Here is a 25,971-nt window from a genome sequence, read left to right as displayed (position 1 = left end):
AGGCAGTGGAACGTACGCTGCCTGTTTTGCTTTGTGTATAAATGAGAATATTACAGTTATTAATTTTCTAAAAAGGAATATATTGCAAATATAAAGAAGTAGATTGCCACCTAAAAGAATGAAAGAAAGATCTTGTACATTTTCTGAATACTTGATAAACTGAATCAACTGAGCTGTTCGAGGTCCTACAACCGAAATGGGGGTGAGAATAAACTCTTTATGAAATGAAGATAATACCAAAAATTAATGGAGGGAAATGAAATTATGAGAAAATCACGCTTTATTGGTATCTTATCAATTGTACTTATTCTGGCCATAGCTCTTGTCGGGTGTGGTAATACAACAGCGACTCCTAAAGCAACTGAACCTGCGAAAAAGGAATTCAAAGTCGGCTTAGTCACTGACGTGGGTGGACTTAATGACCATAGCTTTAACTTTCTCGCGAACAAAGGGTTAGAAAAGGCTGTAAAAGACCTTGGAGTGACAAAGGGTGTTGTAGAGTCTAAACAAATGACAGATTACGAAACAAACCTCAGTCGTTTTGCCCAAGATAAATACAATTTGGTTATTGCTGTCGGATTTTTAATGCAAGATGCAGTGGAGAAGGTTGCTAAAGATTATCCAGATACTAAATTTATGATTATTGACTCATCCATTACGGACCGTCCCAACGTAGCTTCCGCAATGTTTAAGACAGAACAATGCGGTTACTTAGTCGGTGTGATGGCAGGCTTAATGGAGAAAGCTCCAGCAATCCCAAATGCACTGGGTAAAAACACCGTGGGTCTTGTAGGTGGAATGGCGATTCCCCCAGTCAACGATTACATCGCAGGATTTATCCAAGGTGCCAAGAGTGTTAATCCGGATATTAATATTAACTTAAAATACACGGGTAAGTTTGATGATCCTGCTCTTGGTAAACAAACGGCACTTTCCCAAATTGCAGCTGGTGCGGATATTGTTTTTCACATAGCAGGTGGAACTGGTACGGGCGTAATTGACGCAGCCAAAGAAAAGAAAGTCTATGCTATTGGTGTCGACGCGGATCAGAACTACATGGCTCCAGATACTGTCATTACCAGTGCCCTGAAAGGTATGGATGTCGCTACCTTTGATGTTATTAAAGGTGCCATGGATGACAAGTTCAAAAGCGGAAACGTGTTTTTTGACTTGAGTAATGACGGAGTTGGTTTTGCAACTCCAACTAAGGTAGTGCCTAAAGAGGTTGTTGATAAGGTTAACGATGCTATGAAGCAGATCAAAGATGGAAAAATTACCGTGTCAAACAAAATGCCAGAAGGTTACAAATAAGGGCTTATAGCTTGCTAGATGGACGAAATGACAAGTGGATTGCTTCATAATCCTTATGGGGCAATCCCTTTCTAATGGAGGGCATTATGCGTACCTGTTTAGAAGTTAGAGATATTACGAAATCATTTCCGGGAATTCTCGCCAATGATCACGTGAATCTTAATGTGCGCGAAGGAGAAATTCATGCGATCTTAGGAGAAAATGGTGCGGGTAAATCCACTCTCATGAAAGTTATCTATGGATTATATAAACCGGATTCAGGAAGTATTCGGCTCTATGACCAGGAACTCAACTTCACAAGTCCCCGCCAGGCTATTAAAGCGGGTATAGGAATGGTGCACCAACACTTTATGCTCATACCCGCTTTAACGGTTGCAGAAAATATCGTTCTAGGTGGAGAACCGGGAAGAATTCATTATCAACGTAAGGAAAATGTAGAGATCGTTTGCCAACTGGCGAAGCAGTACCATATGGATATTGATCCCAACGCTAAAGTTGGGGATCTCACGGTTGGGCTTCAACAGCGTGTTGAAATCTTAAAAGTTTTTTATCGCAAGGCTAAGTTGCTTATTCTGGATGAACCGACGGCCATGCTTACTCCACAAGAAGTGGAAGAATTAATCCAAGTTATGGAACGACTAAGGTCACAGGGGATCCCGATTGTTTTCATTAGCCATAAGCTTGACGAGGTGAAGCGTATTTCCGATCGCGTCACAGTTATGCGAGCGGGAAAGACGGTTAATACCGTTGAAACTAAGTCAACAACTCCTCAGGAGCTTGCCAATCTGATGGTGGGTCGCGAAGTAGTTCTTCATGTGTCGAAGCCACCTCAGACACCGGGTGAAGCGGTTTTGGAGGTCGAAGACTTAGTCGTTTCGTCCGGTCGAAATGAGAAGGTCAAAGGAGTAAGTTTCCAAGTTCAGCGAGGAGAAATCTTTGGTCTAGCAGGAATTGATGGGAACGGACAATTTGAACTTATCGAAGCGATTACGGGACTTATGCCCTGTAAACGTGGAAAGATCCGCTTTTTAGGGAATGACATTACGTCCTCAACGGTACGACACAGAACTAAAGTAGGGATTGGCTATATTCCTCAAGACCGTCAATTAGATGGCCTTGTTATGGATTTTGAGCTAAAGGAAAACTTCGTGCTGCGTGACTTCTTCAAGGCACCGTTTGCTCGCGTAGGTCAGATGAAGAAAAAGCCTATTGAGGATTTTGCGACACGATTGTCGGAAGCCTTCGATGTTAGGCCACGCCAGATTCACGCCCTAGCGCGAAATCTTTCTGGTGGAAATCAACAAAAAGTTATTTTGGCCCGCGAAGTTTCTCGTGACCCTGAATTATTGATTGCGGCGCAACCGACAAGAGGTTTAGATGTCGGTGCGATTCAGTTTATTCATAACAAACTCTTGGAGTTACGTGCCGAGGGGAAGGCTGTTCTCTTGGTTTCTTTAGAATTAGAGGAGATTATGTCTTTGTCAGACCGGATTGGGGTTATTCATGCTGGCCGACTGATGGCGATCCTGCCGGGAGGACAAGTCACACGTGAACAGCTCGGTTTACTCATGACAGGTGTCGAATTGGAGAAGGAGGGGTAAAACATGCAAAAGACGATAGAAGGATTGGTTACCCCTTTTGTAGCGATCGTCATTGCAGTCATGATCGGTGCAGGTGTCATGCTTGGGACTGGTCACAATCCACTGACAGCCTATGGGGCTCTCTTTTCTGGAGCGTTTGGCTCAACTGTAAACTTGTCGAACACAATAGCCAACGCTATTCCCTTGATCCTTTCGGGCTTAGGGGTAGCCATTGCTTTTAAGGCGGGATTGTTTAACATTGGAGCGGAGGGTCAATATTGGATTGGCAGCATGGCAGCGGTATGGATTGGCTATTCCGTGAAGGGGCTTTCCCCAATTCTACATATCTCATTGTCCATTCTTGTTGCTATGCTGGCGGCTGGGCTTTGGGCGGGAATTATCCCAGGGTTGGCTAAGGCTTTTGTGGGTGCCCACGAAGTTATCACGACTATGATGATGAGTTACATTGCGATCTTCTTGAGCCACTATATGCTCGAAAATGGGCCAATGATGCAGCAAGGTTTTACCCCACAATCCCCAGTGATTCTTCCGTCCGCGACGTTGGGAAAAATTGTGGAGCGGACGCAATTGTCCTGGGGTCTCGCCATTGCTGTGGTAGCATGTATTATTGTTTATTGGTTGCTCTATAAGACAACTTTGGGTTATCGATTAAGGGCGGTTGGCCTGAATTCACGGGCCGCAAACTATGCAGGTATCAATGTTCCGTTCCATTTGGTCTTAGCCCTATTTATTAGTGGAATGTTAGCTGGTTTAGCGGGTGCAGTCCAAATGCTGGGTGTCCAGCATCGACTTTATGATAGTTTCTCATCGGGCTATGGATTTACGGCCATTGTGGTTGCCTTACTCGCTAATAATAATCCGTTTGGTGTGATTCTTGCTTCGATCTTCTTTGCGGCTTTGTCTACTGGTGGGCAATCAATGCAATTGGTCTCTGGAGTTCCGGCGCATTTGACCGATGTCATTTCCGGGATCATTATCTTCTTAGTCGCAACAAAAGATATTGTGCAGATGGTTCAAAAACGCTGGCGCAAACGTCAAACTCTAGCGTCGGACAAGGAGGCTTAATGTTATGCTTTGGGATGCATTGACGAGACCTGATCTGTGGGCAGCAACGCTGGCTATGGCCACTCCGATTGCTCTCCCAGCGCTTGGAGGAACTTTTTCTGAGCGTAGTGGGGTTGTGAACATAGCGATGGAGGGAATCATGCTGATTGGGGCCTTCTTTGGGGTTTTGTTTTCCTATTATACCAGCAGTGCTTGGCTCGGCTTACTGGGTGCTCTATTTATGGGAGCGCTTGTCTCGGCGCTCTTTGCCTACGTGACTGTGAATCTGGGAGCGGATCAAGTGATCGTGGGTATGGGTGTGAACATATTTGCAGCAGGACTGACGGCATTTTTATTGAATACGATTTTCGGGTATGGTGGGACCCCTCGTGAGACACCAGCTCTTCCCAACATTATCATTCCCGGATTAAGTGACATTCCTTTTGCAGGACCAATTCTTGGTTCTCAAAATGTAGTTGTCTATTTAATGTTGATTTTGGTGATTGCGTCACATTATTTTCTCTTTCATACAAATCTGGGTTTGCGGATCAGAGCGGTTGGAGAAAATCCACAGGCAGCAGACACAGCAGGGCTTAATGTCCGACGTCTTCGTTATTTAGGGGTTATTATCGGTGGCATGCTTTCTAGCTTGGGAGGGGTTTATTTGGCTTTAGGTCTGTTGAATAGTTTTGAAGTCAATATGAGTGGCGGGCGGGGATATATTGCCCTTGCGGCAATGATCTTTGGTAAATGGACTCCGTTTGGCTCGCTGGGGGCTGCTTTACTGTTTGGTTTTGCCATGGCATTGAGCATGGTCTTGCAAGGAGGGGGCGTGTCCTCGAATATTATTCAAATGCTTCCGTATGCACTGACGATTTTGGCTTTGACAGGATTAGTCGGAAGAAGCACCGCACCCGCTGCGGATGGTATTCCTTACAATCCAAATAAATAATAAAATGGAGGGTCAATGACATGGGACGGATTCATCAGAACGGGAAATCCCTCTCGGATCTTGTCCGACTGGAACTTTTAGATGAAATCCGCCGGGGAAAATATCTGATCGATAGTCGGCTTCCTAATGAAGAACAGTTAGCCAAGGAACTAGGCGTTAGTCGTAACACCCTACGTGAGGCGTTGCGAGTCCTAGAATCGAATGGCGTTGTCGAGAAAAAACAAGGACTGGGTACTTTCGTACGTGGGGAATCCTCTCCGAAGGTTAAACCTGGCCTTGAAGTTCTTTTTCGGGTGACAGATGCCATAGCAGAGCTTGGCATGATACCTGGGACAAGCGAAATCGAAATCAGGAGTTCTTCTGCGGATGCTAGGGTAGCGGAAAAACTGGGTGTGAGCGAGGGTGCGCTTGTTAATCAGCTGAGAAGAGTGCGTACAGCAGATGGCGTTCCTGTTGTTTATTGTATTGATATGTTTTCCCCACACGTAGGGGAGCTGGATCTTGAAAAACTCAAGTCATCAATATTCACGTATCTAGAAGAGATTAAGGGAATTCGAATAACATACGCTTCGACAGATATTCGGCCGATTGTGGCGGGAAAAGAACTAGCTGACAAATTATTAGTTTCAGCAGCGAGTCCCCTGCTTCTTTTAGACGAAGTTCATTTTGATAAGTTTGATCAACCTATTTTTTATTCGCGCTTGTTCTTCCGCTCAGATTATTTTGTGTTTCACGTTGCGAGATCTCGTTAAACCTACTGAGAAATGGTAATTTTCGCTCTTCATGTATATAATAAGGGAGATACTTTGTTTAGGAGAGTGAAATTGTGGAACAACAACGCCTGAAGTCAAGAGCGGAAATTCCGGAGGCCACCAAGTGGCGTTTGGAAGATATTTTCTCCAGTAATGATCAATGGGAGAAAGAGTTTGCCCACGTCGAAAAGCTCTTAGGAGAAGGTGGGAAATTTGAGGGACATTTAGCAGATAATTCGGATACTCTCATAGCGTGTTTCGAATGGATGGATGATTTAAGTTTGCGCATCGAAGAAATTTATTCTTATGCCCGAATGAGACGAGATGAAGATAATCGCATGGCAAACTATCAAGCTTTGACAGAACGTGCGGGAGCACTTGCAGTGAAGGTCAGCAGTGCAGCGTCCTTTGTTGTCCCAGAATTGTTAGCTATGTCGGAAGGACGTTTGGAGGAATTCCGCGCGACAGCTCCTAAATTAGAACATTACAACCATGCGCTAGAAGATATTATGCGCAAGAAAGAGCATATTCTCAGTTCAACCGAGGAAAAATTGTTAGCCCAAGTTGGCGAATTGGCAGAGGCTCCCGGAGCAATCTTTTCTATGGCCAATAATGCCGACCTTAGATTTCCGAGTATCGAGAATGAATTGGGCCAAACGGTAGAATTAACGAAGGGTAATTATATTCAGTTTATGGAAAGCCCTAAGCAGGGTGTGCGCCAAGCAGCATTCGAGACGCTTTATCGTACCTATGAGAAGCAAAGGAATACGTGGGCAGCCACTTTGAATGCTAGTATAAAATCTGATGTTTTTTATGCCAAGGCAAGAAACTATCCTTCGGCGATTGAGGCTTCCTTGGATGATGACCGTGTTCCGTTAAAGGTCTACGATTCCCTGGTGGATACGGTTCACGAATTTTTGCCTCAGATGCATCGATATGTCCAACTGCGCAAAAAGGCTTTACGACTCAATGAATTACATATGTATGATATCTATGTCCCAATTATTCCGGAAACGACCATGACCATTACCTATGAAGACGCAAAAAATATGGTTCTTGAGGGCTTGCGCCCGCTAGGTAGGGACTACACCCAAATTCTAGAGGAAGGGTTCCATAAGAAATGGATTGATGTTTATGAAAATGAAGGAAAGACGAGTGGAGCATATTCGTGGGGAACTTATCGTTCGCATCCGTACGTCTTACTTAATCATCAAGACACTTTGGATTCCATGTTTACCCTTGCTCACGAGATGGGGCACTCATTGCACACCTTTTTTTCCAATCGTGCGCAACCCCATCTTTATGCCGGATACAAAATTTTTGTAGCTGAAGTTGCTTCAACATTAAATGAAGCTTTGGTAATGGAGGATCTTTTAGACAAAACAAAGGATCCTAAGATTCTTGCATATTTAATTAATCATTATCTGGAGCAGTTTCGCGGCACTATTTTCAGGCAAACGATGTTTGCAGAATTTGAGAAGAAGATTCACTCCGTAGTGGAAGAAGGCGGGGCATTAACGGCCGATAACCTTTCCGAAATCTATCGTGACTTAAATGCAGTCTATTATGGAACGGATGTTATCCTTGATCCTGAGATAGCGCTTGAATGGGCACGTATCCCTCATTTTTACAATGCATTTTACGTTTACAAATATGCCACTGGTTTCTCGGCGGCCATTGCCTTTGCAAGAGCTATTTTGGATGAAGGTGAACCGGCTGTTGCGCGGTATATTGAATTTTTGAGCAGTGGGAGTTCAGATTATCCAATCGAATTATTGCGCAAGGCAGGTGTGAACATGGAAACTCCTATCCCAGTACGGAATGCGCTTCAAGTCTTTGCGGGACTTGTCGAACGTTTGGAGACCCTCTTAGCCTAATGGGTTTCGACTAGGGCTTTACTAGGGCTTGGAAACGTGAATCTTTACGAACGGGGGCGAAGTCTTGTTCGTCCCGGGCCACTTCTTTGACATCGGGATCGAGGGCGATCGCTGGTTGCAGATATTCCACGACTTTGTCAATATTCCCGAGACGTCCGTATATGCTCGCAATGCCGTAATAGCTCCATGTATCCCGATGATCGAGTTGTAAAGCCTTTTGGTAAGCTGCAATCGCTGGATCCCAACGTCCGGCCAGTTCATTCGCTAGTCCTAGGTTGAAATTGCCATATACAAACGACGGATTAAGATCGAGGGCTTGCTGAATGAGAGCAAGTCCTTGATCATGCTCTCCTTGAAAGGCTAAGGTCGCTCCCTTGGCATTGAGTGCTTCATAACATAGAGGGTCAATCACCAACGCTTGATTAAAAAGCACAAGGGCGTGGGAAAATTGACGTTTATAATAAAGTTCGAGCCCTTGCTCATAGTGAGCTAGTGCTTGAGACTCAGAAACATGGACTGAATTTTGAGGTGAGGATGGGGAGGACGGGGTCGTCTGCGGTGAGGATTGGGGAATCGTGCTTGGCTCTGCTGAGGATATGGAAGGAGCAGGAGTACCAGATATAGAAGGGGAGGGAAGCTGATTGTTAATTGGAGTCTGTGAAACGGTTACAGTGACAAGAACAAGGCTGACGCCGGCAAATAAACCAAAGGCCAATAAATTGCGTTTGAACATAAGCTCTCCTTTACCAAATAAGTACTGGGCTAATTTGTTTGAATAATTCTGTGTTCATTATAGCATCTAACCTTATAATTCATAAGATCGTTCGTGTACTTTAGACTATAAAACGTAAAACCTTTTTGTGGTATGAAACTTAATAGTATTAAGGTCCTGTAGCCCAAAATAGTAAACTTGACAAAGCAAGAATTAGGGTAGTAAGATTAAATTAAAGTCTTGGAACTAGTTTACTTAAGGCGTTGTGATTCACATTCACCGGATGGGGGTGGGAATTTGGAGGGTTTAGTAACCCAAGATCACTTACAACAGGTCATTTTAGCTGCTCAGGGATTTTACGCGCGAAAAGACCGTGCCCATGATTTGGAACATGCCTTGAGAGTTAGAGAGTGGGGCAAAAAGCTGGCAGTTGAAGAAGGGGCTGACGTTATGATCGTTGAGTTGGCAGCACTTCTTCATGATATCGGTCGTTCTGGGGCGGTGGAAAAAACGCATGCAGAAAGTAGCGCCGGTCTTGCAGTCAATATTCTACATAAAACAGGATATTCTCAAGACGTTGTCCAGAGAGTCAAAGATGCGATCGTGGCCCATTCTCGTGAAGGAGGGCACGAACCGAATACGTTGGAAGCCAAGATCTTGTATGATGCGGACAAATTGGATTTCGTGGGTGCTATTGGATTGGGACGTTTGTTTACCTTAGCTGGGGTACAAGGGTGGCCATTAGTGGGCGAAAATTCCTGTGAGACGTTTTATCAAGAAAAAATATGTGGCTATCAGGAACATTTATTCACGAAAACTGCTAAAGTTTATTTTGAACCTTTGTTCCTTTACATGGAAGGGTTTTGGCGAGAGTTACATGACGAACGACTCAAATTATCTCATTCTGGATAAGCTAGTTCTAGCATGGCTTATCCAGAAAGGATGAATTCAAAATGCGTTGGCTTTGGCGTCTGTTGACTCTTTTTATTTTCCTTGGATTTTTGCGAACGTTTCTCGTTCCACAACCAAAGATTTTTATTGCGTGGCCGGAAGGACAAAGCTGGTCACAAAAGATTCAGGTAGAAATGAGGCAGTTGCAAAAATTTACTCAGGATCTCCCAGCTAGTATTGAAGTAGAAGTTCGTCGTCTCTGGAAGGATTTCCAGCCGAATGGGGACGGCAAAGAAGTTTAAGAATCGAATTATGAACATTTTAACAATGTTTTTTAAGATTGTTTTGTGAAAAGCTAAAAGTGTGGTATATTAAGAATTAAAGTTTGTAAAAAGGAGTGAAGATATAATGGTTGGAATTACAGAACTCGCTGCCCAGAAAGTCAAAGAAGTTCTAAAAAATCAAAACAAAGAAAATGCATTTCTTCGCCTCTATCTTGTAGGCGTTGGCTGAGGTGGGCCGAATTTCGGCATGACTCTGGATGAGTCAAAGACGGATGAGGATATTCTTGATGTTGAGCATGGTGTGTCATTAATCGCGGATAAAAAACTTTCTGTTCATCTAGAAGGAGCAATTATTGACTACATTGACTCCGCAAACGGCGGAGGATTTGAAATACGTACAGCTAATTCTGGCGGTGGCTGCGGAGATAGCTGCGGTGGAAGCTGCTAAGGCAAGAGATGGAAAAGAGAGAGCTCATATATGAGCTCTCTCTTACTTATACTTTAATGGGTGAGAAAGTAGGTCTTGTGATCTGGAAGGCTGAGTGTACTCGAAAAACAATCTATCCCTCGAAAAGTACTTGAGTATACTCCTTAGATGTGTTAGTCTAATGTCCATAATCAGAATACAAACGTCTATAAAGGGAGGAACTACTATGACATTATCACGGGAAGAGTCTAACCGTGCTATTATTACTGTCTTGGGTCGTGACCAAATTGGAATTATCGCTTGGGTTTCAGGAAGACTTGCGGAATATCATGTCAACATACTGGATATCAGTCAAACCATTGTGAATGAATTTTTCACAATGATCATGGTGGTAGACTTGAAACCAGCCATTTTAGAACTTGTCGAATTAGCACGCACACTGGAACATGAGGGCGACAACAAAGGGTTGCAGGTAAAGGTTCAACATGAAGATATCTTTACGTTTATGCATCGCATTTAATAGAGCTTTCAGGGGAACTCAAGTTAGGATAGTGGAGGAAAGTTATGACAATAACATTTGCACGAGAAGAAATTCAACAAACTATTAAGATGATTCATGAAGAAAATTTGGATATTCGAACTATTACGATGGGAATTAGTCTACTTGATTGTGGATCCGAAGATATTAATCGGATGGAACAAAAAATTTATGATAAGATCGCTAAAAATGCAGGACAGTTAGTAGCAGTGGGCGAGCAAATCTCGGCACGTTACGGAATTCCCATTATAAATAAACGGGTATCAGTCACTCCCATAGCGATTGCGGCGAATCATTTAAATTCAGATCAAATGGTCCGAATAGCCAAAGTATTAGATCGTGCTGCGAGAGAGATTGGGGTTAATTTTATCGGTGGGTTTTCTGCCCTGGTTCAAAAAGGGTTTACTGGCGGAGATTTAGCGCTCATCGATGCCATACCACAAGCACTTAGTGAAACAGAATTTGTTTGTTCGTCAGTGAATATTGGAACGACTAAAACAGGGATTAATATGGATGCAGTTCTGAAAATGGGCAATGTAATTTTGAAATCTGCTCAAATGACGGCTGACAGAGATGGGATAGCGGCAGCAAAATTGGTCGTCTTTTGCAATGCACCAGAGGATAATCCGTTCATGGCCGGAGCTTTCCATGGTGTTGGAGAACCCGAGTGTGTAATCAATGTAGGTGTGAGTGGACCTGGGGTTGTGGCAAATGTAGTGAAAGAATACCCTGAAGCAGATTTCAGCGAATTGTCTAATTTAATTAAACAAACAGCATTCAAAATTACTCGTATGGGAGAGCTTATTGGACGGGCAGCATCGAAGGTCTTAGATGTCCCCTTTGGAATTGTAGATCTTTCTTTGGCACCAACTCCTGCAATCGGGGATAGTGTGGCAGAAATCCTGGAAAATATGGGACTTGAACGATGCGGGACGCATGGAACAACCGCCGCCTTGGCGTTACTTAATGATGCGGTTAAGAAGGGTGGCGCAATGGCATCATCTCACGTTGGAGGTTTAAGCGGTGCATTTATACCAGTCTCGGAGGATGCGGGAATGATAAAAGCTGTTGAGGTTGGGGCATTAACCCTCGATAAGTTAGAAGCAATGACCTGCGTCTGTTCGGTCGGTTTAGATATGATTGCGCTACCAGGAGATGTCAGCCCTGAAACAATTTCGGCAATTATTGCGGATGAAGCCGCAATAGGGATGATCAATAAAAAGACAACAGCTGTACGAGTGATTCCCGCGCCTGGCAAGAAGGCGGGTGATCGGGTAGAATATGGCGGATTATTGGGTGGAGCACCGGTTATGGCCATTCATCCATTTTCTTCAAAAATGTTTGTTAACCGTGGGGGCCGGATTCCAGCTCCATTAATTAGCCTTTCAAATTAAATTTGAATTGAATCCTTTCATCAACCAAATAACCGCGATTCTACAAATTTTGAACATTGAGCTGGACTAAAAGGCACTTAAGCTGAATAAGGGATACTTAAGCTTATGAAATCATGCGTATAGGTGGTTAAGAGGATTTTTACTAATCAGCAAAAATCAGGTACAATAAAGGACGTAGATAAGTAATTGATTTTCTTTAAACTATGGAACGTTATTCTAGTGCATGAGTTGGCAATCGAAGGCGGGCCTAATAATCCGCTAAGGGCATACCGATGAAGTTCCTGGTGGTGGCTTTCGACGCCCAGTCGAGGGTTGCTGCTGGGGGTTAAGGATGAGGGGGATCCGCAATGGCATGTGGGCGTGACCCTTTTCCGTGGAGGCCTAAGTGCGTGGCTTCTAAGAGGCTACGGCTTAGGGTAGAACCTGCATTAGGAAGGAACTTAGTGCAGTGTAGCCTGCCTTGAGGTGGGAAAGTTGGGAAAGCTTAATAGGTCTGGACCGTGTTGGCCGATGCTGTCTAGATTGCTGGAAATGCTTTTCTGCAAAAGAGGCTAGATTGTCAAGGAGTGTTAAGGAAACTTCTAGATCGTGTACCAACGAGGATTGAAGTGCGGACTCAGTGGTGATCAAGTTCTGAGTGATGGTGACACCTCAGGCTGGGGATAAGGAGAAATCGCCTTGCGGGAAACCGAAGGAACTCAGTGGGAAAACCTACTTGACCTAAGCCTCAATATTGACTCGTTGCTTCCTATCGTTTAAAGAAAAGCACGCCTCTCAATTGAGAGGCGCTTGTTTTTTAAGGAAGACCATCCATATCCACACCCTATTGTCGGAATTTCCGAGACGCTTTCGCTTTAGGAGAGTGTGCATAAGACATGGTGGCTATGGGAAACGTATGGTGTGAACATTTTGTTTTCAATTATTTTTTCTAATTATGCAGGATTTTAAGAGTTTATCACGAATATTAATAGGACATTCAAAAAGCTGAATCCAAATTTAATGTACTTGGAACGGGGGATTATATTGGGGTGAATCACGTGACCCTTTTCGCGTGTAGGGCAAACACCTTCTGCCCGAATCCGTCAACTAACCTCGTAAGCTAAGAAAGGTGGAAAAGTTCTTGGTGATTCCCTCATCTAAACGGATGTGGCTGGGAAGCTCTATTTTGGCGGGCCTAATTCTAGCCAGTAGCTTACCAGCATTGGCTACGACTCAAAATCAAACTCAAGCAGCAACAATTCATTCTTTGATGAAGCCTATGCTTGTGATTACATCCAATGTGCCAACAGGAACATACACAGAGGCAGTGCATAAGCAATTGAAATGGGTCTCTAGTCCGGTGATTCTCCCAATGGGAACGAATACCTTGTCAAAGCAGTCAGTACCCAGCCAAAGTAATCCGACGGTTGTAGTTGCATCCACTAAAAGTACTTCAAAGCCTGTTCAAGTCGCGGCAGCAGCGTCTAAACAACAAGTTTCTCGATCCAATAGCTCTGATCTAGCGGATCATGCCTTAAGTCTTGTTGGCGTTCCCTATGTCTTTGGTGGAGCGAGCCGCAGTGGCTTTGATTGTTCGGGATATACACAATATGTATTTAAGGGATCTGGTACTTACTTACCGAGGACCGCTAGTGAACAATTCAACGTGGGATCCTCCGTAAAGCGAGATCAACTCCAATCAGGGGATTTGGTATTCTTTACAACATATGCTCCAGGAGCATCTCATGTTGGAATTTATATCGGTGGCGGACGTTTTGTTCATGCGTCAAATAGTGGCGTTCAGGTTACAAGCCTAAGTGAAAGTTATTATGCAAGCCGTTACATTGGTGCTCGGCGCGCGAACTAGTATTATTTAGTCAAAGGGTGCAGCAGGAACTATAATAGTTCCTGCTGTACCCTTTTGTTATACTGTCACTATTGCGGTAACCAGGGAATTGGCTTGTGTTTAATACATTCTCCGCTGGGTTTTGTATAGGAAAATAACGGATTTTGAATGTAGGAATCTGAAAGTGAACATTGGTGGGTTCGTTTAAAATAACAATTTCGACATAATTCAACTCGATAGTTTAGAATCATGAGCGTGAAACCTCCTATTAGATTGATCTTCATTAGGACGGTGTCTGAAAGTATTGGTAAATCACAGAGGCAGTACTGTGTGGTAGTCCGGCTGCTTGGAGTTCATCAATGCTTGCCTGTTTAATGTCTTCAAGCGATGAAAAATGATGCAAAAGGTGTTGTTTGCGTTTCGGCCCAATTCCTGGGATATTATCTAGAGCAGAGAGTGTCATACTTTTTGCCCGTTGTTGACGATGAAATGTGATAGCGAAACGATGAACTTCATTCTGAATCCTGCCGAGTAAATAAAAGGTGGGGTGGTTTTTGGGTAGGGTAACCTGATTACCGGATTGATCTAGGAGTCCGTGGGTTTGATGATGGTCGTTTTTAACCATTCCGGCGACGGGGATCGTTATGTTTAATGCCTTTAGTGCACCGAGGGCTGCATTAATTTGTCCTTTGCCTCCATCGACTAAAATTAAGTCTGGAAGAGGGCTGTTTTCCGCAATCATTCGTGTATACCGACGCAAAATAACCTGTCCCATGGCAGCCGTATCATCACTGGTTTCCATGGGCTGAATTTTATATTTTCGGTACCCTTTGCGCTGGGGTTTACCCTCCATGAATTGAACCATCCCGGCAACAGTGTGTGTCCCTGCTGTATTAGATATGTCAAAGGCTTCGATACGGCCGGGAACGGGGATCTTTAATAGTTCTCCCAGTGTGGCTAAAGCGAGCTGTGTCTCGGATTGTTGGCGAATTTCTAGTGTAATTTGATCATGAAGGGTGGTCTTGGCATTAGACATTGCCATTTGGAGTAGCTCATGTTTCTTTCCTTTTTGAGGAACAGTGATAGGAAATAGGCTGGATAAGATTTGAGATTCAATCGGCGGGAGCAAGATCTCCTGAGGCCACGTATGATCGCTATAGAATTGAGCAACAAAAGAGATGAAAGCATCTTCGGGCTCTTCATAATAAGGAAAAATGAAACTATCTCGTGCCAGTAGTTTGCCTTGCCGTAAATAAAAAATCTGAATACACATCTGATCCGTCGTGATTGCGTACCCTAATACATCCCGATCAATAAAGTCATTGAGTGTGATGTTTTGTTTTTCACTAAGGAGTTTTATGTCCTGGATTAGGTCCCTATATTCTAGAGCCCGTTCGAATAGAAGTGCATCAGCCGCCCTTTGCATTTTCTCTTCTAATAATGATAGTATCCCGCTTTGGTCGCCTTTTAGAAACGTTGTAACCTCTTTGCGCATTCCGGCGTAAATATCAAGTGAGACTTCTGAGACACAAGGAGCAAGGCATTGATCCAAGTGATAATAAAGACAGGGTCGAGTAGGAATTTGGCGGCATTTCCGAAATGGGAAAAGACGATTGAGTAAACGAGCAGCTTCTTTGGCGGCAGTTGCATTGGGATAAGGCCCGAAGTATTTACCTCTGCCCTTCTTGAGTTGTCGAGTAATAAGAATCCGCGGATGGGTCTCCTCTGTGATCATTAAATAGGGATAGGTTTTATCATCACGCAAGAGAATATTGTACTTTGGGCTGTGTTTTTTAATGAGATTACACTCTAAAACAAGAGCCTCTACTTCTGAATCGGTTACGATATATTCAAAATCAACGATTTGACTTACGAGGCGCTCAGTTTTTCCAACGTGTGATCCTGTAAAATATGACTTTACCCGATTTTTTAGTACTTTAGCCTTGCCGACATAAATTATTTGTCCTTGTGTATCTTTCATCAGATAAACGCCCGGCTTCTCGGGCAATAAAGTCAGTTTTTGTCGAAGCAGATCCATTTTCCCCACCTCAGTTCTTATTTTAGAGGGTGGGATTACGAGATGCAAGTTTCATATACATATCTGAGTAAAAACAAACGTATATATGATTTAGAGGGTAGCATTTATGAATCTGAAGATAGACTATTATTTGGAGGGGAAGGTATGCCTAATACCTGGGGACGACCACCACGCAGTGAATTATGGCAGGATTTACAGGCCTTGGCCCTTTGGATTCTCATTATAGGGGTTGTCGGTTACATCTTATTTCCTAACTTTTTCAAGGATATATACTCACGTCTATCTGAACCAGTAACTCAAACCAGTACGATAAATGACAACTATACTCTTAATAATTCGATAAGTGCTAACACGGATGGAACCAATCCACAGACATTGCTAGGACAAGACTTCTCGAGTGTAGCCAATGCTCTCTATAATAATGGAAACAGTGAAGTTTCCTCGGGTTATTGGATCATCTTTGTCGCTGAAGGTGAGTTTAAGCAGTTGGCAGTGAGCAGTGAAGCTTATGCTTTTCTGCTTCGAATTATCGAAAGTGATCAGAGTGCTACTGGCAAAAGTACAGTCATATTAGCAGCCAACGGGCAAATTCGCAAATTTACTGTCAGTGAGGAAATTTATACAATTATTATGAATATGTCCTTAATCGGGGATCGCTCAAAAAACAAGAATTAGCGAAAGAGCAGTTTAGCCCCTGCGGCAAACAATCCGATTCCAACAATCTGCCATGGATTCCAGTGGAGACGACTCATACCAAACCATCCGAAATGATCGATAAGTACTGCCATACTAACCTGACCGATAATAATTGCTGTGGTAGCGTTGCACACGCCAACCTTAGGAATACTGATGGCAACAAGTCCGACAATGAGGACGCTGAGCACGCCGCCAAGGTAGAAATACCACGGTACCGCAACCCAGTGGTGTTTTAAGAGAGGAATTCGCCATGCAAGCACAGCAATTACAGCGACAAGAGTACCGATGATGTGGACCACAAGCGTTGCAGAAAGAAGCGACGTTTTTTGACTTAGGGATGAATTCAAAGTGCCTTGTATGGCCATTGCGATCCCCGATATTGCAGCAACTAAAAAAGGGAAGGATAGTAATTTCGACATAATAAGCCTCCTTGAGTTGATAAAACAATAGAATAGAAAAAATAACCATATACGTAAAGAACTATCAGTATTCAATCGAGAGTATAAGGGGAAAATGAAAATAAGTTAAGAAAGATAAATAAGTGGAGGTGGCGTTTTGGACATCGATTATAATTTAATACAACGCGCCCAGATGCTGCTCACACTCGAACATCCGTTGCCTCAAGTTCGAGATATTCTATTAAGAGAAGGATATCCCCAAAAACAAGTTGTTGAATTAATGGATGCGACAGAAGAAGTGTTAAATTACCTTGTTCCGCCTCAATATGATGAACATAAAATTGGAATTGATATTCTTCATCCCGGAGAAAAAGCCGAAGGTCATAAACCGACAGTGGATATACTAATTGATAAACGATCTGGGAAAATGGAGCTTATGACTCCCCACCAGCCCGAAACATGGCGAGTCGCTAATGAAGTGCGCAAAGCGATTAAACGCCAACGTCAAGGCATAAAATATTTTCACTAAAACATTATTGAATGAAGGACTGTGGGGGACTGCCTTACAGCCCTTTTTTCCAACTGTTTCTTATCTTTTCTCGAATTTCGAGAATTATGTTATAATATATAAACTAATAATTTTGGGAAAGAAGGGTCAGAAGTGGAATTTGATCCAATAATCAGTGGATTAGAAGACGTCTATGATAAAATGAAGACGGAACAACGGCTTAATCGAAATGATGGACTACACTTATTGCAGACAACCAATATACTTGGTCTAGGTTACCTTGCGAATGAACAGCGGCGCACCATGACCGGAGATCAGGTGTTTTTTAATAATAATGCCCATATTAACTATAGTAATGTATGTAAAGTACGGTGCGGGCTTTGTGCTTTTGCCAAAGACCCTGGAGAAAAGGGTTCTTACACAATGTCCATTGAAGAGGTGGTCAAAAAAGCAGGGCAGTATGCAGATCAAGGAGTAACAGAAATACATATTGTTGGAGGGATCCACCCTGAGCTATCCTTTTCGTATTACTTGGACATGATTACAAAAATTAAAGAACGCGCCCCTAAAGTAAGTTTGAAAGCTTTTACCGCAGCGGAATATGATTATTTTTCCCAGATTCAGAATAAACCTATTTTTGAAATTCTGAAGACATTTAAAGAAGCTGGTGTCAGCTTTATAACCGGTGGCGGTGCAGAGAATTTCAGTCAAAGAGTCCGTGAAATTATATGTCCGGGAAAACTAAGCGGAGAACGATGGTTAGAAATTCATCGAACTGCTCATCAGTTGGGAATTCCAACTAATGCGAATATGCTGTATGGCTTGATTGAAACGGATGGAGAACTAATCGATCATCTCCTAGCATTGAGAGAGCTACAAGATGAAACGCAAGGTTTCTATGCTTTGATTCCCACCGCCTTTCATCCGAAAAACACGAAGTTTGAAGAGGTTTCCCAAGCTAGTGCACTACGCACATTGAAAGTGATTGCAGTGGCTCGCTTGATTCTTGATAATTTCCGATATATTAAAGCATATTGGATATCTTCCACTCCTCAAGTAGCCCAGATGGCCCTTAACTTCGGTGCCAATGATCTTGATGGAGTTGTTCGTGAAGAGAAAATTTATCATACGGCCGGTGCCACCAGTCCTCAAATGCAGAGTGAACATCAGCTGATCCATATGATTCATGAGACAGGTTTAGATGCTGTTGAACGGGATTCATATTACCATGTTTTAAAAACTATTCGCCCATAGTGGTGTGCCCGGAGTTAGAAACCAAGAGGTGAATTGAATGCGCATCGCGGTTTTGTCAGATACCCACTTACGAGCGGGCAAGTCTCTTCCCAGTTTTGTATGGGAACAACTAACTAATATTGATCTAATTCTTCATGCGGGTGATTTGACACATATGGGTCTACTGGAGGAGTTGGCCTGTATCGCACCTGTTCGAGCGGTCAAAGGAAATTGCGACAGTTGGGATATTTCTTTGCCAGATCGTGATATTATCGAATGTGAAGCCATTAAGATTGGGTTAATTCATGGAGATACTGGAAGGGGGAAAAGTACGCAGGAACGTGCTTATGCCGCCTTTGAGAACTGTATGGTTGACCTAATTGTGTTTGGACACAGTCACATCCCATTTATAGAATGGAAAAATGGTATTCTCATGTTTAATCCGGGTTCTCCGACGGACAAAAGGCGTGAGCCCCAATATTCCTTCGGCCTATTGACGATTCAACAATGGCAGATCGAAGCAAAGCATTTGTATTTTTGAAAGTCGGTGTTTATACATGAAATATCGCCGGAATAAGGTAAAACGAGAACATGGCATTATTCAAAATGCTTTGCCCTGGCTTGAAAACTTAAGCCGACTATCAGAAGTGACAGATATTATTCCCGGCGTTATTGACGTGAGTCATTCTTCGGAACGTGGGATTGTCTATAAGTATCAAACTCAAACAGGCTGCAAGCTTTTGCTTAAAAGTAATGGTTCTATCCAGGAAGTGTTTGTGGTAACGAAGAGCCCAGCTTGTGTTGAGAAGTGGATTAGAGATCAATTCCCGTCGGATTTGTCATCGATAGATTCCCCAGTTAATTCCGTATCAGAAAGCAAACCGAAGTCAATTTCTAGAAAGAACTTGTCCAATATCACTCCAAAATCGCGTTCTGCATCAGAGCTCAAAACGTCTAATCGAGGCGCACATCGATCGAAAAAGCGCCCAAATGGTGGAATTCCTAAGTCGATCCTAGAAGATCGAGATGTCCCTAAAATTGCCGATCAATTGGATCATGCCACTCGTAAAGCCCTTAGCCACCTTAAAAAGTCCCTAGAAAACACAAAAACTAAGACCGAAAAACTGCAGAAAATAGGAAAGACAGCGTTTGGCAAACGACCATAACTGTCTCCTGTTTGATATCGCTTAAGCGTTCATATTGGAGGTTGACGTATGGAAGTTGGCGGTATATTAGCACCGGGGACGATCAATGGAACTTTACTTAATCAATGGCGTCCCGGCGAACGTTTGTTAGTGGAAGTTGTCCACAAAACAGCTGAAGGAAAAGGAATTGTTCGGATCAACGGACAGGACTTGCTCGCCCTCTTGGAGACTTCGACCCAAGTGGGAGATAAGTTTTGGGTTAAAGTAGGGAATTCTAGCCAAGAGAGCTTATTGTTGATTCGTGAGCCGTTGCCGGAGAAGCAAGGGGACGTACACCTGGTCCCTCAACAGTTTCCGCAGTTAACAGAGAGAGGATTACCGATTAATCAGGAGATTTTAACCCTGATAAAGACATTTCCTTCAGGGGCCATGGATATTCAAGAGACAATGAGCGATGAATTTATGCTCAACTTGCGTAAGTCAATTCCTGAGTGGGGTGGATTGTCAGAAGAAAATGGAGCGGAAGAGCTTGTGGAGTTCTTACGAAAACTTGGAATTAACTATGAACACCGACTAGCTCAAATACAGAAACTCGATCCCCAGGCTAAGGAAGCAGAGAAAGATAGTTTAAAAGACACGTATAAATATAAACTTCTGGAAGCCTTACAGAATAAAGAGGCTCACGATCATGATGGTCAATCAACTCATTTGCTCCAGAAAATTACCGCGCAACAGCTTTGGTTTAAAACTGGAACTCTAGATAATGCATTTATGTTACTTCATCTTCCATTATTAAATCAGGAACAACTGGTACCCGTACATATAGCGATTGAGAGTTCTCGAAAAGGATCAAAAATGAATGAGAAACATTGTAGGATAGCCATTCAGATTGAAACCCAGCAGCTTGGAGATGTTGGCATTGATGCTTATTTTAATCAAGACTCACTCTTCTTTCGTATCCTAACTAGGTACACTCAGGTCCTTCCTCAGCTCCTAGAGATGGTTATGCCTCAAACCAGAGTGAAATTTTCCAAACTCGGCTTCAAGCTTGAGAACGTGGAAATTGGTGATCTGGAAATAAACCTAGAATTTCAGAATTTTCTTAAAGGATCTCGCCGAAGTGGAGTTGATATTCAGAGATGAAGGAAAAGAAAGAGATGAGGGAGAAAGCTGCTGCCTTAGTATATGATCAAACTGGGGCACCGAGAATCGTGGCTAAAGGGGTAGGGGAAGTGGCTCGAACTATTATTGAAGTCGCCGAAGCAGAAGGTATTCCCATTCAAAAAAATGAACTGCTTGTTGAAGCGTTGATGCAGGTGGAGTTGACAAAGGAAATTCCCCCCCAGCTCTATCGTGCAGTGGCAGAGATCTTAGCGTTTGTCTATAGACTAGACACAGCAAAATCTAACACAAATACATAATTTATAGAAAGCTTCGCAAACTAAGGTTAAAAATTCGATACAGGAGGCTTAAATGAATAATTCATTTGAAGTACTGAACAAGATCCTTCAAGGCGAACATATGGCGATCTTGCAGTATCAAGCGTATATTGACGAACTAACGGAAGGCCCACTGCGAAACCATCTTATCGCAATTCTAACGGATCATAAAGAACATGCCACTAGGATCTCCTATTACATTCAAACCAATGGAGGAAAAGCGGAAGAAGGAGCAGGGTTAGTGGGTATCATGGCGGATTGGAAAACCCGTTTGTCTAATATGGGGGAAGCAGTGCCCATGGAAATCTTAGAGCGTCTTTATGACGGAGAGGATAAGGGACTGGCTCGAGCAGTACAGTATTCCGAACACTATTTGAGTAGCGCTGAAAAAGAGGTCTTGGACCCTATATTCTCTGATGAACATGATCACCTTAAACAACTGCAGGATTTGAGAGAGGGTCTCTATAGTAATTTATAGGGAACGAAAGTAACTGAAAAGCAATAAATAAAAAAGCGGCAGTTGCCGCTCTAATTACGTGTTAGCAAGGTTCAAAGCATCCTTTGCTCGGGTTTTCCTTGCTAAGCGTTTTCTTGCTAACATATCTGCCACTTTCCCGTTGTCTCCTAGAAGGATACCTTGTAGCCTCCATTCGCGGAAGGTCTGCCAAAATTGTTGTTCTGAAATTCGTCGTGTATAACGCTCAGATTCTTCATCGTATGGCCAAAAAACATCAACCCACAACGTTCCCTTATTACTTAAAACCAAAAGAAAATGGACAAGTTCCTGGTTGGGAAATTCCGAATCACGCATCAGTATGTGTGTACGCCCGTTAGGGAAATCTGTTCGTATGTAAGTAAGCTTCATTTAATAATCCCCCTTTGTGAAACATGTCGAGACGTATTCTTAGTATAGCATGAATGGTTAAATAAAACGTGATCATTTACTGGTTTAGATTTATTTTACTTTATAAGTATGCCAGTCGACGCTGAAAGTTCACTCCATAAAATGTATGTTGAAACATAGTTCGGGTAAACTACCTTCAAAACTAATCATTAATGGCTTGGAGGGTATACTATATGCTGACAGTAATTCATACGTTCAATGGTCCAGATGCAGACCGAATTTTAGGGGAAGTTCGTACAGGGATTCATTCCGCTGAGGAGATCGAAGGTTTTAAATTTGCTTCGGTCAACAAGCAAGAAAATACAGCGGACATCATGCTTTTTTCAAAATGGGAAAATCGTACTGCCTATGAAAGTTGGGCAGATACTGTTGGTGAAAACAAGGCGTTTAAGTCAGCAACGCCACAGATGTTTGAGGTTCTCGAAGAAAAATATTAGATAAGAGGATAAGAGGTGTCAGGGGTTATAAACTCCCGGCACCTCCTTTATGTTTAGACAAGGGAACTGTAGAAAGGTGAAGAAGGGTTATTAATTAAATTTTTATAGGCCAATTCAAGTTGGCGCATACTCGATCTTTCTGAACCTGGGGGCATGATCTCAAAAAGAAAATCACCCAGTTGACGAACTGGCATTACGCCCATTAGGGCATTTGTCATGAAAATTTCCTTGGCATGTAACAGGTCTGACAAAGTGTATAAACCCTGGTGTGTTGGAATTTGAAGTGAGCGAGCTAAATCCAATAGGATTTGACGACGAGTTCCAGGCAAACATCCACTTGAAAGACAGGGGGTAAACAGTGTCTCATCTTTAACAAAAAAAAGGTTGCTCATCGTGCCTTCGGAAATGTATCCTTGAGTGTTAAGCCACAAGCCTTCTTCGGCATCTTTGCGTTTAGCCTCTTCTTTGGCTAAAATGTTTTCAAGATAATTCGTCGATTTAATGGAGACCAAAGGTGACTGTTCATTGCGTGGATAGTGTAACAGGTGTAGTCGTATACCTAAAGAAAATTGAGCAGGAGTATAGGGAATTAATCGTTTGTGGATTAAGAGCTGCGAAGGAAGATGAGCCATGGGTGCACCGCCACTTAGAGTGACGCGAAGCGCAAAGGGGTATGAGTTAGGGGTTTGCTCTATGAATTCTTGTATTTGTTTGAACCATTCATGGATATCGGGTAGCTTTAGACAGAGTAAATCAGCTCCCTTTTTCATGCGCTGCCAATGAAGGTCAACAAATAACGGCCCATCTTCAGTAACAAGGAGCGTTTCGAAAAGGCCAAACCCAAATAAAGCTAAGCGGTCATGGGATAATAACGTTTCACTCGGTATCATCTAAGTGTCCTTTCAAAACCCTAAACAGTGCATCTGCCTTGTCAAGCGTCTCCTTGTATTCACTTTCCGGTATTGAATCTGCGACAATCCCTCCACCAGCATGTACAAACGCCTTCCCATCTTTCAACAAGATCGTTCGGATGACAATGTTAAAATCCCAAGCACCATCAAAGCCCATATAACCGATGCTTCCGGTGTATAACCCCCTTTTATGGGGCTCTAATTCTTCAATGATTTCCATGGCTCTAATTTTGGGGGCACCCGTAATCGATCCGCCGGGAAAAATAGCCCGAATAATATCGCTAGGGCTTAATCCACTTAAAAGTTTTCCGGTAATAGTCGAGACAAGGTGCCAGACGGTTGGGTATTTTTCAAGTTTGATTAAATCGGGGACTTTAACAGTTCCAAATTCGCAAATCCGTCCGAGATCGTTGCGTTCTAAATCGATGATCATAGTTAGTTCAGCACGATCCTTGGGACTGGTCTGTAGTTCAACTGCCAATTTCTGATCGTCCGATGGAGATTTTCCGCGGGGACGAGTTCCTTTAATCGGACGGGTCTCGATTTGCCCATCTGGCTGAATTCGAATAAATCGTTCAGGAGAACTGCAAAGTATTTGAAAATCTTGGTAGGGGAGAAATGCAGCAAAGGGAGCGGGATTTTGTCTGTGAAGTTCGGAATAAAGATTCCAGACATCACCTTCCCAAGCAAGAGAAAAGCGTTGAGTAAGATTTGCTTGGTAAATGTCTCCAGCATAAATATAATCAATCACTCGTCTTAAATCGCCTAAATAATTTTCACGGGAGACGCTAGGGTCGATTGTAGAGTGGAGAGGGATCGACATAGAATCAACGTTTTCTCGTTTAGAAAGTTGTTCTATAAATGGGTAGAGAATTTTTTCCAAACGTTCGATACGAGAATGGGCTAGCTCGGCATGACATAGTCCATTCTCGTCAATACCGCAGGCAGTGAGCCAGTATTTTGTATGAATATGATCGAAAATAACAATTCCATCATACCAAGCAAAACGCCAAAGTGGTAAGGTTAAGTCCTCTATGGCGTGGTTCGGAAGGGATTCGAACTCGTTTTTGAGATCATAACTTAAAAAACCGACCGCTCCGCCGGAAAAGGGGAAAGGAGAATGAGGCACGTGGTATTTACTGTGTGAAACATTAAGAAAGTTCAAACAGTCATGGTTTTGAACTACAATTTCCAGCTCTAGTCTATTCGGCCAATCAAGCTCAAGACGATCAGAATAAGCGGATGCTTGTAAAAATGGTGAAGAACCCATATAAGAATAACACCCTAGTTCTTTATAGTCGTTTCCACTATCTAAAAAGAAGGGAGCAGGCTCTTCTTTAAAAGCTTGAACTAAGAGATGGGGCGGAACTGAAACGGAGAGAGGTTTTACAACCCAAGGAGAAGGCGAATTCTGAAGATTCCACGTTTTAGCAGCGCGAAGGGCATTTTTTAATAATAGATGTCCAGATTGGGTTAAAAAGGCTTCCGGATGGAACTGAATTCCTTCTATAGGAAGGGTCTTGTGGCGAATTCCCATGATTTCTCCAGCATCTGTTTCGGCAGTAATTGTTAATTCCTCAGGAAGGGTAGAACGCTCTAGGATCAACGAGTGATAGCGGGTAACTTCTAAAGGATTATTAAGGTCACTGAAGACGCCTTGCTGATCATGACGAATGCTTACTGTTTTTCCATGAATAGGTCGTTTCGCCCGGATCACTTTTCCACCAAAAAATTGTCCAATAGCTTGGTGCCCGAGACACACTCCTAAAATGGGGATAAGACCTTGAAAGTGTTCGATGACAGCTAAAGATAATGGGGCTTCGTTAGGGGTACAGGGACCTGGAGAGATTACAATGAGATCAGGGTGAATTGCTGCGATATCGTTTAAAGTACAGGCATCTTGGCGCTTGACAATGACGTCTTCTCCAAGTTCGCCGAAGTATTGGTAGAGGTTATAGGTGAAAGAATCATGATTGTCCAGCAAAAATATCATTGTGTTTCTCCTTTAAACTTGGACGGCTTCAGACTGTTAACAAAAAGAAAAGTTGCTCTAAGCAACTAAATATTTAAAGTTTAGTATCATGTAACATATTGGTCAACGCTTCAAAGGCCGGCTGAAGGTTGGGGTTTTTTATACCCTGCAAGACAATGGTCTGATTGACAGTAACTAGCCCAACATTTGGCCCTTCGACTTCAATTTGCAGTGACTGTACATCAAGGGTTAGATTGTGCCGATCGACAATAAAGGTCATGCGTTTCGGTTCGGGAAAGTTGGCTTGAAGGCTAGTCGAGTTGAGTTGGTCTTTATTAGAAGATTCCAATTCGCTGGGGGTATGCAAATCACTCAAAACGAAAGAAGACTCCGTGAGTAATTTCTGCATGATGGCTATATTCGTATTCCAAGGTAATTTGATGAGTTCAGATTGGGTCATTCCCGAAGGTGAAACAGATAAAATGACGTACGAACCATCTTGTGTTAAAAAAGGTTTTTCCGAGCATCCGCTAAGGAATAGACTCGATAGTAATACTACAAGACTTAGTCCGAGTGTTGACATCTTCCGTTTAAACAATTGGGATATCCTTCTTCCTAACTAAGATTATAGAGTGAAACCTGTCTGTACTAGTCTATTCGCTATAAAACTCGGAAATCCTGC

Annotated in this window: 28 protein-coding genes and 1 riboswitch; of the genes, 21 read left to right on the top strand and 7 right to left on the bottom strand. The window is 43.0% G+C overall.

Going from position 1 to position 25,971, the window contains the following annotated elements:
- Positions 1–264 precede the first annotated feature (264 nt).
- From DSOL_RS02290 to pepF, 6 genes are all read left to right on the top strand, one after another.
- Entirely contained in the window at positions 265–1,311 is a 1,047-nt protein-coding gene (locus DSOL_RS02290) for a BMP family lipoprotein (protein WP_075363258.1), read from the top strand.
- A gap of 86 nt (positions 1,312–1,397) precedes the next feature.
- A complete protein-coding gene (locus tag DSOL_RS02285; protein WP_075363257.1) occupies positions 1,398–2,912 on the top strand; it encodes an ABC transporter ATP-binding protein in 1,515 nt (504 codons plus the stop codon).
- Between the two features lie 3 nt (positions 2,913–2,915).
- Entirely contained in the window at positions 2,916–3,977 is a 1,062-nt protein-coding gene (locus DSOL_RS02280) for an ABC transporter permease (protein WP_075363256.1), read from the top strand.
- 4 nt (positions 3,978–3,981) lie between these two features.
- On the top strand, positions 3,982–4,908 hold the full coding sequence (locus DSOL_RS02275) for an ABC transporter permease (RefSeq protein ID WP_075363255.1): 927 nt from the start codon (positions 3,982–3,984) through the stop codon (positions 4,906–4,908).
- A 20-nt stretch (positions 4,909–4,928) separates the two neighbouring features.
- A complete protein-coding gene (locus DSOL_RS02270; RefSeq protein ID WP_075363254.1) occupies positions 4,929–5,660 on the top strand; it encodes a GntR family transcriptional regulator in 732 nt (243 codons plus the stop codon).
- Positions 5,661–5,734: 74 nt separating this feature from the next.
- A complete protein-coding gene (pepF, locus tag DSOL_RS02265) occupies positions 5,735–7,537 on the top strand; it encodes an oligoendopeptidase F (RefSeq protein WP_075363253.1) in 1,803 nt (600 codons plus the stop codon).
- Between the two features lie 10 nt (positions 7,538–7,547).
- On the opposite strand, the gene DSOL_RS02260 is transcribed toward pepF, so the two are convergent.
- Positions 7,548–8,270, bottom strand: a complete 723-nt coding sequence (locus DSOL_RS02260; protein ID WP_083642282.1) for a tetratricopeptide repeat protein — start codon at positions 8,268–8,270, stop codon at positions 7,548–7,550.
- Positions 8,271–8,546: 276 nt separating this feature from the next.
- Between DSOL_RS02260 and DSOL_RS02255 the strand changes: the two genes are divergently transcribed.
- From DSOL_RS02255 to DSOL_RS02230, 6 genes are all read left to right on the top strand, one after another.
- Positions 8,547–9,161, top strand: coding sequence for an HD domain-containing protein (locus DSOL_RS02255; protein WP_075363252.1), 615 nt, complete (start codon positions 8,547–8,549; stop codon positions 9,159–9,161).
- 41 nt (positions 9,162–9,202) lie between these two features.
- Complete coding sequence (locus tag DSOL_RS02250) at positions 9,203–9,442, top strand: hypothetical protein (protein ID WP_075363251.1); 240 nt, start codon at positions 9,203–9,205, stop codon at positions 9,440–9,442.
- Positions 9,443–9,548: 106 nt separating this feature from the next.
- Positions 9,549–9,872: a HesB/IscA family protein gene (locus tag DSOL_RS02245; RefSeq protein ID WP_083642281.1), complete on the top strand. Its 324-nt coding sequence runs from the start codon at positions 9,549–9,551 to the stop codon at positions 9,870–9,872.
- Positions 9,873–10,077: 205 nt separating this feature from the next.
- A complete protein-coding gene (locus DSOL_RS02240; protein ID WP_075363250.1) occupies positions 10,078–10,371 on the top strand; it encodes an ACT domain-containing protein in 294 nt (97 codons plus the stop codon).
- A 44-nt stretch (positions 10,372–10,415) separates the two neighbouring features.
- Entirely contained in the window at positions 10,416–11,783 is a 1,368-nt protein-coding gene (locus tag DSOL_RS02235) for a PFL family protein (protein ID WP_075363249.1), read from the top strand.
- Between the two features lie 972 nt (positions 11,784–12,755).
- Positions 12,756–12,899: riboswitch (cyclic di-AMP (ydaO/yuaA leader) on the top strand.
- A gap of 7 nt (positions 12,900–12,906) precedes the next feature.
- Positions 12,907–13,629 carry a C40 family peptidase gene (locus DSOL_RS02230; protein ID WP_235838672.1) on the top strand — a complete coding sequence of 241 codons (723 nt, stop codon included), beginning with the start codon at positions 12,907–12,909 and terminating at the stop codon, positions 13,627–13,629.
- 262 nt (positions 13,630–13,891) lie between these two features.
- On the opposite strand, the gene uvrC is transcribed toward DSOL_RS02230, so the two are convergent.
- The gene (gene uvrC / locus DSOL_RS02225; RefSeq protein ID WP_427854370.1) at positions 13,892–15,694 is read right to left on the bottom strand and encodes an excinuclease ABC subunit UvrC; all 1,803 of its coding nucleotides are present in this window, start codon (positions 15,692–15,694) and stop codon (positions 13,892–13,894) included.
- A 96-nt stretch (positions 15,695–15,790) separates the two neighbouring features.
- On the opposite strand from uvrC, the gene DSOL_RS02220 reads away from it, so the two are divergent.
- On the top strand, positions 15,791–16,321 hold the full coding sequence (locus DSOL_RS02220; protein ID WP_075363345.1) for a hypothetical protein: 531 nt from the start codon (positions 15,791–15,793) through the stop codon (positions 16,319–16,321).
- Here DSOL_RS02220 and DSOL_RS02215 read toward each other — a convergent pair.
- The gene (locus tag DSOL_RS02215; RefSeq protein ID WP_075363247.1) at positions 16,318–16,761 is read right to left on the bottom strand and encodes a DMT family transporter; all 444 of its coding nucleotides are present in this window, start codon (positions 16,759–16,761) and stop codon (positions 16,318–16,320) included. The two genes, DSOL_RS02220 and DSOL_RS02215, sit on opposite strands and share 4 nt — an antisense overlap.
- 136 nt (positions 16,762–16,897) lie before the next feature.
- Between DSOL_RS02215 and DSOL_RS02210 the strand changes: the two genes are divergently transcribed.
- The 7 genes from DSOL_RS02210 to DSOL_RS02180 all read left to right on the top strand — a co-directional run bounded on the left by DSOL_RS02210 (position 16,898) and on the right by DSOL_RS02180 (position 21,543).
- Positions 16,898–17,269 (top strand): hypothetical protein, encoded by a 372-nt coding sequence (locus tag DSOL_RS02210; protein ID WP_075363246.1) that lies wholly within the window; start codon positions 16,898–16,900, stop codon positions 17,267–17,269.
- Positions 17,270–17,401: 132 nt separating this feature from the next.
- On the top strand, positions 17,402–18,502 hold the full coding sequence (gene mqnE / locus DSOL_RS02205; RefSeq protein ID WP_075363245.1) for an aminofutalosine synthase MqnE: 1,101 nt from the start codon (positions 17,402–17,404) through the stop codon (positions 18,500–18,502).
- A gap of 37 nt (positions 18,503–18,539) precedes the next feature.
- Positions 18,540–19,022 carry a metallophosphoesterase family protein gene (locus DSOL_RS02200; protein WP_075363244.1) on the top strand — a complete coding sequence of 161 codons (483 nt, stop codon included), beginning with the start codon at positions 18,540–18,542 and terminating at the stop codon, positions 19,020–19,022.
- 16 nt (positions 19,023–19,038) lie between these two features.
- A complete protein-coding gene (locus tag DSOL_RS02195; RefSeq protein ID WP_075363243.1) occupies positions 19,039–19,647 on the top strand; it encodes a DUF2103 domain-containing protein in 609 nt (202 codons plus the stop codon).
- Positions 19,648–19,695: 48 nt separating this feature from the next.
- The gene (locus DSOL_RS02190; RefSeq protein WP_075363242.1) at positions 19,696–20,769 is read left to right on the top strand and encodes a hypothetical protein; all 1,074 of its coding nucleotides are present in this window, start codon (positions 19,696–19,698) and stop codon (positions 20,767–20,769) included.
- Positions 20,770–20,783: 14 nt separating this feature from the next.
- The gene (locus DSOL_RS02185) at positions 20,784–21,047 is read left to right on the top strand and encodes an EscU/YscU/HrcU family type III secretion system export apparatus switch protein (protein WP_075363344.1); all 264 of its coding nucleotides are present in this window, start codon (positions 20,784–20,786) and stop codon (positions 21,045–21,047) included.
- Positions 21,048–21,099: 52 nt separating this feature from the next.
- The gene (locus tag DSOL_RS02180; protein WP_075363241.1) at positions 21,100–21,543 is read left to right on the top strand and encodes a DUF2383 domain-containing protein; all 444 of its coding nucleotides are present in this window, start codon (positions 21,100–21,102) and stop codon (positions 21,541–21,543) included.
- A 54-nt stretch (positions 21,544–21,597) separates the two neighbouring features.
- Here DSOL_RS02180 and DSOL_RS02175 read toward each other — a convergent pair whose 3' ends face one another.
- The gene (locus tag DSOL_RS02175) at positions 21,598–21,930 is read right to left on the bottom strand and encodes a hypothetical protein (RefSeq protein WP_075363240.1); all 333 of its coding nucleotides are present in this window, start codon (positions 21,928–21,930) and stop codon (positions 21,598–21,600) included.
- A 212-nt stretch (positions 21,931–22,142) separates the two neighbouring features.
- Here DSOL_RS02175 and DSOL_RS02170 point away from each other — a divergent pair, with 212 nt between their 5' ends.
- Positions 22,143–22,406 carry an antibiotic biosynthesis monooxygenase gene (locus DSOL_RS02170; protein ID WP_075363239.1) on the top strand — a complete coding sequence of 88 codons (264 nt, stop codon included), beginning with the start codon at positions 22,143–22,145 and terminating at the stop codon, positions 22,404–22,406.
- 53 nt (positions 22,407–22,459) lie between these two features.
- On the opposite strand, the gene DSOL_RS02165 is transcribed toward DSOL_RS02170, so the two are convergent.
- The 3 genes from DSOL_RS02165 to DSOL_RS02155 form a co-directional block, all read right to left on the bottom strand.
- Positions 22,460–23,296 (bottom strand): aminotransferase class IV, encoded by an 837-nt coding sequence (locus DSOL_RS02165; protein WP_075363238.1) that lies wholly within the window; start codon positions 23,294–23,296, stop codon positions 22,460–22,462.
- A complete protein-coding gene (pabB, locus tag DSOL_RS02160) occupies positions 23,283–25,310 on the bottom strand; it encodes an aminodeoxychorismate synthase component I (protein WP_075363237.1) in 2,028 nt (675 codons plus the stop codon). The genes DSOL_RS02165 and pabB overlap by 14 nt, the downstream gene beginning before the upstream one ends.
- 73 nt (positions 25,311–25,383) lie before the next feature.
- Positions 25,384–25,887 (bottom strand): hypothetical protein, encoded by a 504-nt coding sequence (locus DSOL_RS02155; RefSeq protein ID WP_075363236.1) that lies wholly within the window; start codon positions 25,885–25,887, stop codon positions 25,384–25,386.
- Between the last annotated feature and the right edge of the window lie 84 nt (positions 25,888–25,971).

The organism is Desulfosporosinus metallidurans (assembly GCF_001936615.1).
Lineage (GTDB): Bacteria > Bacillota > Desulfitobacteriia > Desulfitobacteriales > Desulfitobacteriaceae > Desulfosporosinus > Desulfosporosinus metallidurans.
This window is presented reverse-complemented; position numbering and strand designations above follow the sequence as displayed.